Origin of the sequence: Kitasatospora cystarginea, from assembly GCF_039533515.1 — a bacterium.
Lineage (GTDB): Bacteria > Actinomycetota > Actinomycetes > Streptomycetales > Streptomycetaceae > Kitasatospora > Kitasatospora cystarginea.
In genome coordinates this window covers 27327-38299 of the sequence record NZ_BAAATR010000056.1, presented here as the reverse complement: position 1 = coordinate 38299, position 10973 = coordinate 27327, and the positions used below count along the sequence as shown (strand labels likewise).

Genomic DNA, 10973 nt, shown 5'->3' with positions numbered 1-10973 from the left:
GTCGCGCGCAGCGCCGCTGCGCTCTCTTCCCCCAGCCTGACGGCCGGGGGGACCCCCGCACGATGCACGCCCAGACTCGGCTCTCGACCCGCTCCTTGATCCACGCTCCCTATTGCCGGTCGGTCAGGTCCGCCGGGAGGGCGGGGGTTCGGTGAGCGGTCCCGTTCCGAGCCCGTGCCCTCGCACACCGACACGGAGGGACACCCGGTGTACCGAAATCTGGACGTCAGCCAGCTCCGGACGCTCGTCACCATCATGAGCGCCGGCGGCTTCCGGCGGGCGGCGGAGAAGCTGTCGCTGACCCAGCCCGCCGTGAGCCAGCACATCCGGCGGCTGGAGGCGGTGCTGGGCGGACCGGTCTTCGCCCGAACCGGGCGCCAGCTCGAACTCACCACGGCCGGGCAGGAGTTGTACGGCTACGCGCGTCGGATCGTCGCGCTCAACGACGAGGCCGTGGCGCGGATCACCGCACCGCACGAGGTGACGGAGTTCAGTGTCGGCCTCTGCCCCCAACTGGAGGGCGCGCTGCCGGACTTCCTCTCCGGCCTGGTGAAACTCCTGCCCGGAGTCCGCCCGACCATCCACCTGGGACTCGGCGAGCCGCTGGCGGCACGGGTGGCGGCCGGAGAGCTCGACGTCGCCCTGCTGCTGCGCCCGCCCAGGGAGGACGGGACCAGGTTCCTCGGGGCGATGCGGCTGGCCTGGTTCGGCGCCGACCCGGGGTCGGCCGGCGGGCCGCTGTCGCTCGCGCTGTGCGGTGAACCGTGCAATCTGCGGCGGCACCTCCTGGACACCCTCGGCGCCCACGACCTGCCCTGGCAGATCGCCTACGAGGGGCCGGAACTCGCCGGGCTGCGCGCCGCGGTCTCCGTCGGCCTGGGGGTGACCTGCCTGCTGGCCAACGCGGACGAGCTGTGGGGGCTGCGCCGGCTGCCCGCCGGTGCGCTGCCGGTCCCCGAGCCGATGCCCGTCTCGCTGGCGGTGGCTCCCCAGGTCCCCGCGGGGGTGGTCGAGGTGGCCCTCCGCGCGGCCCAGCGCGCCCTGCGGGCCTACCCGATCACCGGGGTGGAGCCGGTCCCCGGCCACCCCCAGCAGGCCGCCAGGCGCCCGGGCACCGACCGCGTCCTGGTCGGCTGACCGGTGAGTCGAATGGCCGGCGCTTATCAAACGGATAAGGAAGAGTGATTTGCGCACCTGAGCGGCGGACACTTAGCCTTGGCGTGAACATGCTGTGATCTTGAAATCATTTTCGGCCCGCACCACCGGTGTAATTCGTGGAATTTCCGGGAGGGTTTCCCCGGCCATTCCCCAGGTCTTGTGAGGAAAGGAACAGAGGCATGTCCCAGACCGCTTCCCCCAGAATCGAACTGTGGAATCCGGAAACCTATGACGCGCTGCGCAGGCAGCTCATCCCGTCGTTCGACCTCCTCTACGGCAGCGCGGTGAGCGTGGTGGCCATGTCAGTGCCGGCCACGGCGCGCATCCTGGACCTCGGAGCCGGCACCGGCCTGCTCGGCGCCGCGCTGCGCGAGCGGCTCCCCGACGCCGAACTGCTCCTCCAGGACCGCTCGCAGGCGATGCTGGAGCAGGCCCGCCAGCGGTTCGCCGACGACGACCAGGTGGCCATCCGGGTGGCCGACCACCTCGACGAGCTCCCCGCCGGGCCCTTCGACGCCGTGGTGTCCGCCCTCTCCATCCACCACCTGGAACACCAGGACAAGCAGGACCTGTTCACGCGGATCCGGAAGATCCTGCGCCCCGGCGGAATATTCGTCAACGTCGAGCAGGTGCTCGCGCCCACGTCCGAGCTGGAGAAGATGTACGACCGGCAGCACGAGGCGCACGTGCTCGCGTCCGACACTCCGGCGGAGGAATGGGCAGCCGGCCGTGAGCGAATGAAGCACGACATTCCCATCGACGTCGAAACCCAGATCCAGTGGCTGCGCGACGCGGGCTTCACCACCGCCGACTGCCTGGCGAAGGACTGGCGTTTCGCCACCTACGCGGGCTGGAACGGATCGTGACCGCCCACGGCGCGCTCCGCACACCACGAACCGCGGACGGGCTCGGAAGGGTGAACCGTGCTTTACGAAGCGCTGCGTGACATCGCCGCCCGGCGGCCCGACGCGCGAGCCGTCACCACCGCGGACGGGGCGAGCGCGAGCTACGCGGAACTGCTAGACCTGATCGACCGCACGGCCGCCGGGCTGCGCGGGCACGGCGTGGGCGCCGGGGACGTGATCGCCTGCTCGCTGCGCAACAGCATCCGCTATGTGGCGCTCATCCTGGCCGCGGCCCGCATCGGCGCCCGCTACGTGCCGCTGATGAGCAACTTCGACCGCGCCGACATCGCCACGGCACTGCGCCTCACCGGGCCCCGGATGATCGTCACCGACCACCAGCGGGAGTTCCCCGACCAGGCCCCGCCGCGGGTCCGGCTGGAGACCCTGGAAGCCGCCACGGCCTCGCCCCGGGAGGCGGGCGAGCGGTACGACGGGCTGTTCCGCTCACTGTGGACCTCGGGGTCTACCGGCTTCCCCAAGCAGATGGTCTGGCGGCAGGACCGCTTCCTGCGCGAGCGCCGCCGCTGGCTGGCGGACACCGGCATCACCGCCGACGACGTCTTCTTCTGCCGGCACACCCTCGACGTCGCGCACGCCACGGACCTGCACGTCTTCGCCGCACTGCTGTCCGGCGCGGAACTGGTGCTGGCCGACCCGGACGCCGCGCCGGACGTCCTGCTGCGGCAGATCGCCGAAAGGCGGGCCACCGCGATGAGCGCCCTGCCGCGGCACTACGAGGAGTACGTGCGGGCGGCCGCGGGCCGCCCGGCGCCGGACCTGTCGCGACTGCGCCGCCCGCTGTGCGGCGGAGCCTACGTCAGCGCCGCGCAACTGACCGACGCCGCCGAGGTGCTGGGAATCCACATCCGGCAGATCTACGGCTCCACCGAGTTCGGCCTGGCCATGGGCAACATGTCCGACGTGCTCCAGGCCGGCGTCGGCATGGTCCCCGTCGAGGGCGTCGGCGTCCGGCTGGAACCGCTCGCGGCCGACCGGCCCGACCTCGGCGAGCTGGTGCTCATCTCGGACTGCACCAGCGAGGGATACGTCGGCAGCGACGAGGCGAACGCCCGCACCTTCCGGGGTGAGGAGTTCTGGACCGGAGACGTCGCCCAGCGGGGCCCGGACGGGACGCTGCGGGTGCTCGGCCGGGTCACCGAGACCCTGGCCGCCGCCGGCGGTCCGCTGCTCGCCCCCGTGCTGGACGAGGAGATCGCAGCCGGCTGCCCGGTGCTGGAGACGGCCGCCCTGCCGGCCCACCCGGACCGGTACTCCGACGAGGTGCTGCTGGTGCTGCACCCGGACCCGGACCGGCCGGAGCAGGAACTCCGCAAGGCCGTCGCCGAGGTGCTGGACCGGCACGGGCTGCGGGCCTCGATCCGGCTGACCGACGACATCCCGCACACTCCGGTCGGCAAGCCCGACAAGCCGGCCCTGCGCCGCCGCTGGGAGAGCGGTGCCCTCGGTCCGGTCGGCGAGTGGCACCATGGCTGAACTCCTCCTGGAAGATGGACAGTCGATCCACTACCAGGAGACCGGGAAAGGTTCGCCGGTACTGCTGGTGCACGGGCTCGGCGCACCGTCTGCCTTCCTCGCCGCCACCGCCGAGGGCCTGGCCCGCGACCACCGGGTCGTCACCTTCGACCTGCGCGGCCACGGCCGGACCCCACTGGGCACCGGACCGGTCGGGATCGACCGCTGCGCCGCGGACCTGCACGCGGTGGCCGGGAAGCTGGACCTGCGGGCGGTGACCCTGGTCGGCTGGTCACTCGGCGCCACCGTCGCCTACCGCTACCTGGAGCGGTACGGCGCACAGCGCGTCGCCCGGCTGGTGTCGGTGGAGCAGAGCCCGTACCTGCTGTACGAGGACGGCTGGGAACACGCGGCGTTCGGCCGGCTCACCGCCGCGGACGCGGAGACCGTCCGGCAGAACCTCGCCGGCACGGACCGGGCCGTCGCGGCCGACCAGGTGGCCGGTTACTTCGCCGAGGGCACCGTCCCCGACCCCGACCTACTGGCGAGGCTCGCCGACGCGGTCGCCACCTGCTCGCCCGCCGCCAGACAGCAGCTCTGGCAGGACGTGGTGCGCCAGGACTGGCGCGAACGGCTGGCGGCACTGCCGGTGCCGGTGCTCTTCGTGCACGGCGCGCGGAGCCGGATCTACCCCAGCGCCGTCGGGAGCCGGCTCGCGGACACCGTGCCCGGGGCCCGACTCGAGGTGTTCGAGAACAGCGGCCACCTGCCGTTCCTGGAGGAGCCGGAGCGCTTCCAGCGGACGATCCGCTCCTGGGTGGCCCGATGACGAAGGCGGACTGCTGATGACCACTGCCCCTGCCGCCCCGACCCGCCGGCTGTGCTGGATCTACCCGGACCGCGGCACCGACCGGATGCGGGACAAGGAATGGAAGCACGTCTGGGGGATCTACCGGGAGGTGGCCCGTGAGGGCGGCTGGGCGCTCTCCCTGCACAAGCCGGAAGAGGTCGCCGTGGACGTCTGTGGCCCGGGCGGCCCCAAGGTCTACCTGGACGGCGAGCGCGTCACCCCCGAGGACACCGTGTTCGTGACCTCGCTCTGGTCGCTGCCCCACCACACCGTGGACGTCTGCAACCAGCTCTACCTGTACACGATCCTCGAACAGGCTGGCTTCTACCTGCCCATCCCGCCCCACCTGTCGTTCATCGCCAACGACAAGGCGGCGACCATGCTCCACCTCGCGGACAGCCCGCTGCCGCAGGTGCCCACCGTCCGGATCGGCACCGGCCGCGACACCGCGCAGCGCAGCTACGAGGCGGCGCTGGCCTCCCTCAGCTACCCGGCCATCGTCAAACCCGCCTACTGGGGCATGGGCATGGGCGTCTGCCTGGTGCGCAACGCCGAGGAACTGAAGGGCGTGGCCGGCATCGCGTCCGGCGCGGACACCGCCCTGGTCTGCCAGCCCTACCTCGGTGAGGGCATCAACGACTTCCGGGTGTGGGTCGTGGGCGGCAAGCCGCACACCGTGCTGCGCCGCATCCCCAAGGGAGCGTCGCTCACCGCGAACCTGAGTTCGGGCGGCGGCATGGAGCACGTGCCGCTGCCGCCCGAACTCGCCGAGACCGTCGACTACGTGGCGGCGCGGATGCCGATGCCGTACATCGCCGTCGACTTCCTCTGGGACGGCGAGCGCTTCTGGCTCTCGGAGGTGGAGCCGGACGGCGCGGTCGGGTTCGCCGACTCGGAGCAGACCGAGCGCGAGCAGCGGAAGGTCATTGCCGACCGGTTCGCCGCGTACGCGGACGCACACCGGCAGTTCCTGAACCGGAAGGACGCCATCCGATGATCGGCCAGATACCGACCGAACGGCTGCTGACACACGCGCGCACCCTGGCCGAGGCCGGCGGGGCGCCCGTCCCCCCGGCCGCGCGGCAGCTCGCCGACCTGGCCGTCACGGGCCCCGCCGAGATCTACGCGCTGACCGGTGCGGCGGCGCGCAGCGCCGGCAGCGTGCTGATGTCCAGTGGCGGCACCACCGGCCGTCCCAAGCTGACCTACGTCCCGCACGGCATGGGACTCACCCGGCTCCTGGAGCACTGGCGGCCGCTGCGCCCAGGCAACGTGCTGCTCAACCTCTTCAACGCCGGCCGGATGTGGGGATCGCACTACTACATGCAGACGCTGGCCGAGCGGAGCGGCTGCACGGTCATCCCGTCCGGACCCTACTCCCCGGCGGAGGTGGCCGGCTGGCTGCCGATGCTGGCGGAGGTCGGGGTGGACGCCCTGGCGGGCACCCCGACGGGGCTCGCCGACTTCGCCCAGGGCGTCATCGACGCCGGCGGCACCCTCCCGGTGCGCACCGTCATCTGGATGGCCGAACCGTGGACCGGCAACAAGCGCGAGCTGGTCCGCCAGGCGTTCCCCGAGGCCGGGCTGTGGGGCAACTACGGCTCGGTGGAGACCTGGGTGATGTGCACCAACCAGCCGGGCTGCGACGAGACGACCCTTCACCTGCTGCCCGACCAGGTGATGGAACCGGACGAGGACGGCGCGCTGCTCAGCCGGGTCGGCGAGGGCTGGACGGTGCCCGTGGTGCGCTACCGGCTGGGCGACCGGGTGGCCCCCGTCGAGTGCCGCTGCGGCCGGCCCGACGCCCTGCGGGTGCTGGGCCGGGCGGACGACTCGGTGACCCTGCGCAGCGCGCTGTTCAAGGTGAGCGAGCTGGTCGACCTGGTCCGCGGTGAACCCGGCGTGCTGGAGGCCCAGTTGCGGCTCACCCGGAGCGCCGACTCGCCCAAGGCGGCCAGCGCGCTGACGCTCGAGTTCACCGGGACTGCCGACGCGGAGGCGGTGCGCGGCCGGCTGATCGGCGGGTTCTACCACCTCGCGGCGGTGGCCAGGCAGTACCCCGACGCCCTGCGGGCCCGGCGGGTGGAGCGGCTCACCCGGATCGAGCGCACCAACAAGGTGCCCGCGATGGTCTGGCAGCAGGCCGAAACCGACGGGGCAGGTGTCGCATGAACCGGCTCCGCGGCAATCCGTGGGCGATCCTGATCGTCCTGTCGCTCGGGTTCTTCATGACCCTGCTGGACCTGACGATCGTCAACATCGCCATTCCCAGCATGATCGACGACCTGCACGCCTCCTTCGACGCGGTGCTGTGGTCGCTGAACGGCTACATCCTGGTGCTCGCCGCACTGCTGATCACCGCGGGCCGGCTGGGCGACCTGCGCGGTCCGCGCCAGCTCTTCGCGCTGGGCGTCGCCGTGTTCACCCTGGCGAGCCTGGTCTGCGGGCTGGTGCAGAACCCCGCCGAACTCATCGCCGCCCGGCTGGTGCAGGGAGTGGGCGCGGCCCTGCTCGTGCCGCAGACCATGACCCTGATCGTGCGCGCCTTTCCGGCCGAGCGGCGCGGCGCGGCGCTCGGGGTCTGGGGCGCGGTGGCCGGTGTCGCTGCGGTGGCCGGCCCGGCGCTCGGCGGCCTGCTGGTCAGTGAACTGGGCTGGCGCTGGATCTTCTTCGTGAACGTGCCGGTCGGCGCGGTCGTCCTGGCCACCGTCTTCACCGTGGTCCCGGACCTCCGCCAGGGCGGCGCCCGGCACCGGCTGGACTTCGTGGGAGTGGCGCTGTCCTCGGCGGCGGTCTTCTGCCTCGCCTTCGCGTTGACCGAGGGCGAGCGCTACCACTGGAACGCCGTCATCTGGGGGCTGCTGTTCGCCGCCGCGGCGCTGTTCGCCGCCTTCGCCGCCCAGCAGCGCCGGCGGCAGGCGGAGGAGCCGCTGGTGCCGTTCCAGCTCTTCCACGACCGCAACTACACGGTCATGAACGCCGTTTCGGCCTCGGTCTCGATCGGCGTGCTCGGGCTGATGCTGCTGCTCTCGCTGTACTTCCAGTCCGTGCTGCACTTCAGCGCGCTGAAGGCCGGGCTCGCGCTCGCCCCGGCCTCCGCCGTCTCGATGGCGCTCGCCCCCTTCACCGGCCGCCTCTCCGACCGCATCGACGGCAAGTTCGTGCTGCTCGCGGGCATGGTGCTGACGGCGGTCGGGATGCTGTGGAGCGCCCTGGTGATGGGCCCGGCGACGCCGTGGGCGGCGTTCGTCGCCCCCATGGTCGTGGTGGGAGCGGGCAACGGCTGCCTGATCGCGCCGATGGCCGCGGTGGCGATGCGCGGCGTCGACCCGGCGGTGGTCGGCGCCGCCTCCGGAGTGCTCAACACCGTACGGCAGTTGGGGTCGGTCGTCGGCACCGCCGCGGTCGGCGCCCTGGTACAGGTGCAGACCGCGGACGCGCGCAGCGGGGTGAGCACGATGCGCACCTCGATGGCGCTGCCCATCACGGTCATCCTGCTCGGTGCCGTGGCCTGCGCGGCGGCCCGGCGGGACGTCTCGGCGAAGCCGGCCGCCGAACCCGCTTCGGCGGGGGCGGCAGCTCAGGACTGCGGAAGGAGCGGCGGGTGACGGCGGTTCACGACGGCGGCACGCGGTTGCGGTCCGTACCGGCCCACCGGGGTGGTGCAGCGGCCCACCGGGGTGGTGCGCGGATGCCGTCCGCGCGGTACGCGCCGCTGCGGACACCGGACCTGCCGGACCGCACCTGGCCCGGCCGGACGCTGACGGCGGCTCCCCGCTGGCTCTCCACCGATCTGCGCGACGGCAACCAGGCACTGCTGGAGCCGATGAGCCCCGACCGCAAGCTGCGGATGTTCGAGTTGCTGCTGGCGATGGGGTACCGGGAGATCGAGGTCGGCTTTCCCAGCGCCAGCCAGACCGACTTCGACTTCGTCCGCCGGCTGATCCGCGAGGAGCGGGTGCCCGACGGAGTGCGCATCTCCGTGCTCACCCAGGCCCGCGAGGCGCTGATCGAACGCACCGTGGAGAGCCTGGTGGGAGCCCGCGCGGCCACCGTCCACCTGTACAACGCCACGTCACCGCTGTTCCGCCGGGTGGTCTTCGGGACGAGCCGGGAGGAGTGCCGGGACCTGGCGGTGCGCGGTACCGGACAGCTGATGAAGTACGCCGACCAGCTCCTCGGCGACTGCGACCTGGGCTACCAGTACTCGCCGGAACTGTTCAACGAGACCGAGCCGGACTTCGCGCTGGAGGTCTGCGAGGCGGTCATGGACGTCTGGCAGCCGGGGCCGGGCCGCGAGATCGTGCTCAACCTGCCTTCCACGGTGGAACGCACCACTCCCAACGTCTACGCGGACCAGGTCGAGTGGCTGAGCCGCAGCCTGACCCGTCGGGAGTACGTCGCCCTCTCGGTGCATCCGCACAACGACCGGGGGACCGCCGTGGCCGCCGCCGAACTCGGCGTACTGGCCGGCGCCGACCGCATCGAGGGCTGCCTGTTCGGCAACGGCGAGCGGACCGGCAACGTCTGCCTGGTCACCCTCGGCCTCAACCTGCACGCCCAGGGCATCGACCCCGGCATCGACTTCTCCGACATCGACCGCGTCCGCCGTACGGTCGAGGACTGCACCGGCCTCCCGGTGCCCGCCCGCCACCCATACGGCGGCGACCTGGTGTACACCTCCTTCTCCGGGTCGCACCAGGACGCGATCAAGAAGGGCTTCGCGGCCATGGAACGGCAGGCCGCCGAGGACGGGGTGCCGGTGGAGCGGACCGCCTGGACGGTGCCGTACCTGCCGATCGACCCGGCGGACGTGGGCCGCTCCTACGAGGCGGTCATCCGGGTCAACAGCCAGTCCGGCAAGGGCGGAGTGGCGTACCTGATGCGGCAGGAGCACGGACTGGAGCTGCCGCGGCGGCTCCAGATCGAGTTCTCCCGGATCGTCCAGGAACACGCCGACGCGATCGGCGGGGAGATCACGGCGGAGCGACTGGGCGCGCTGTTCTCGGCGGAGTACCTGGAGGTCGCTGCGGAGCACCCGGAGGCGGAGGGGGCGGTGGACCCGCTCCGGCTGGAGGTCCTCACGTGTGCGGAGCAGACGCGGGGCACCTCGACGGACGGGGCGGCGGAGGTCGTCGCCTACGCCCACTGCTCGGTCGACGGGCGGAACCTGTGGGGGGTCGGCCGCGGCGCCGACTCCGCGACCGCACGGCGGCGGGCGGTGGCGAGCGCGGTCGGCAGGTCCCGGCGCGTCTGAGGGCGGGCGGGGAGGCCTGGCTGGGCGTCACAGCCGCTCTCCCCGCCCCTGCACCCCAACCACCTACCAGGGCATGGTCGTTGCGAGGAAGTCCGTCAGCGCGGTGGTGACCAGCTGCGGCCGCTCCACCGGCGGCAGATGGCCGGTGTCGGGGAGGTCGAGTCGACGGGCCCCGGGAATGCCCTCGGCCAGCAGGGCGGATGCGGCCAGGATCTCCGGTGCGTCCGCCAGCCCCGCGACGACCAGTGTCGGCACCGCCACCTCGGCCAGCCGCTCCTTGGCCGGCGGGCACAGCTGCTGCTCGGTGAACCGCGGGCCGCCCCACATCCGTTCCCGGGTGAGCCGGTCCATGGCCACGGCCAGCTCCCAGACCCGAGGCGGCAGCACGGCCCGGGTGCGGTCAGGACCGGCCACCAACAGCTCGGCCTCCGCCTCGGCGACGGCGTCGAGGTCACCGGGCTCGATCCGCTCGGCGGCGCCCTGCTGGTAGTGGCGCAGCCGCTCGCTCGGCACGAGGCTGTGCACCTGCCGCCGCGCCCGGTCGACCAGGGAGGCGGGCCACTGGTGACCGGACAGCCCGGCCGCGATCAGGCCGAGGGCCCGGAACCGGTGCGGAGCGGTGAGCAGCGCGTCCAGCGCGATCCTCCCGCCGTCGGACGCGCCGACCACCGCCGCCCGCCGGACCTGCAACCGGTCCATCAGCGCGAGCAGATCACGGTGATGGGCGAAGGAGCCGACCGCGTCCCCCGAAGCGCCCCGCCCCCGCCAGTCGTAACGGATCACGCGGTACCGCTCGGAGAGCGCCGCGAACTGCTCCTGCCACATCCGCCGGTCCGCACACCCGGCGTGGACCAGAACGACGGTCTCCCCGGACCCGGCCTCCTCGTACGCGATGTCCGTCCCATCGATCCGTGCCTTCTGCACCGCCAACCTCCCTGATGCTCACGGGCTTTGACTCCTGCCCATGTCGGTCAACGGCCGACGGCGACAGGCGACACGGCCGGTTCGCCCGCGGTGAAAGCCGGCCCCGGGACGACTGCGACAGGTCCCCTCTTCCGGTGCTCGCCGGGTCGGGTACGGTTCGCGGATGCGATATCTGGGACGGCTGTTCGTGCGGTTGGTGGTGGGGCTGGTGAGCTCGGGGACGCAGGCACTCTTGGGCGGCTACGCCGGGGTGGTGGGCATCGGCGTGGCGGTGCTCACGCTCACCGCGCTGGTCGTCTCCGCGCTCCGGAAGCGTGGCCGCAGGGTCGTCCCGCCTCGCTGATGGGGGGGTGGTTCGGAGCAGGTCAGAAGGACGGCTAGGATGTGGGACATCACCTGCGCGGGT

General features: G+C 72.5%; 10 protein-coding genes. 9 read left to right on the top strand and 1 reads right to left on the bottom strand.

Annotated features, from left to right (window positions below; all coding sequences use genetic code 11):
• Positions 1 to 207 precede the first annotated feature (207 nt).
• The 8 genes from ABD369_RS36465 (at position 208) to leuA (ending at position 9643) form a co-directional block, all read left to right on the top strand.
• Positions 208 to 1137, top strand: coding sequence for a LysR family transcriptional regulator (locus tag ABD369_RS36465; RefSeq protein WP_344640941.1), 930 nt, complete (start codon positions 208 to 210; stop codon positions 1135 to 1137).
• 200 nt (positions 1138 to 1337) lie between these two features.
• Entirely contained in the window at positions 1338 to 2024 is a 687-nt protein-coding gene (locus ABD369_RS36460; protein WP_344640940.1) for a class I SAM-dependent methyltransferase, read from the top strand.
• Positions 2025 to 2081: 57 nt separating this feature from the next.
• Positions 2082 to 3557, top strand: coding sequence for a class I adenylate-forming enzyme family protein (locus ABD369_RS36455; RefSeq protein ID WP_344640939.1), 1476 nt, complete (start codon positions 2082 to 2084; stop codon positions 3555 to 3557).
• The gene (locus tag ABD369_RS36450; RefSeq protein ID WP_344640938.1) at positions 3550 to 4365 is read left to right on the top strand and encodes an alpha/beta fold hydrolase; all 816 of its coding nucleotides are present in this window, start codon (positions 3550 to 3552) and stop codon (positions 4363 to 4365) included. Before ABD369_RS36455 ends, ABD369_RS36450 begins: the two co-directional genes overlap by 8 nt.
• Positions 4366 to 4381: 16 nt before the next feature.
• Positions 4382 to 5383, top strand: a complete 1002-nt coding sequence (locus ABD369_RS36445) for an ATP-grasp domain-containing protein (RefSeq protein WP_344640937.1) — start codon at positions 4382 to 4384, stop codon at positions 5381 to 5383.
• Complete coding sequence (locus ABD369_RS36440; protein ID WP_344640936.1) at positions 5380 to 6558, top strand: AMP-binding protein; 1179 nt, start codon at positions 5380 to 5382, stop codon at positions 6556 to 6558. The genes ABD369_RS36445 and ABD369_RS36440 overlap by 4 nt, the downstream gene beginning before the upstream one ends.
• Positions 6555 to 7994, top strand: a complete 1440-nt coding sequence (locus ABD369_RS36435) for a DHA2 family efflux MFS transporter permease subunit (RefSeq protein ID WP_344640935.1) — start codon at positions 6555 to 6557, stop codon at positions 7992 to 7994. Before ABD369_RS36440 ends, ABD369_RS36435 begins: the two co-directional genes overlap by 4 nt.
• An 83-nt stretch (positions 7995 to 8077) precedes the next feature.
• Positions 8078 to 9643 (top strand): 2-isopropylmalate synthase, encoded by a 1566-nt coding sequence (leuA, locus tag ABD369_RS36430; RefSeq protein ID WP_344640943.1) that lies wholly within the window; start codon positions 8078 to 8080, stop codon positions 9641 to 9643.
• 63 nt (positions 9644 to 9706) lie between these two features.
• Here leuA and ABD369_RS36425 read toward each other — a convergent pair whose 3' ends face one another.
• Positions 9707 to 10567, bottom strand: a complete 861-nt coding sequence (locus ABD369_RS36425; protein WP_344640934.1) for an alpha/beta fold hydrolase — start codon at positions 10565 to 10567, stop codon at positions 9707 to 9709.
• A gap of 163 nt (positions 10568 to 10730) precedes the next feature.
• Between ABD369_RS36425 and ABD369_RS36420 the strand changes: the two genes are divergently transcribed.
• A complete protein-coding gene (locus ABD369_RS36420) occupies positions 10731 to 10910 on the top strand; it encodes a hypothetical protein (RefSeq protein ID WP_344640933.1) in 180 nt (59 codons plus the stop codon).
• Positions 10911 to 10973: the final 63 nt, after the last annotated feature.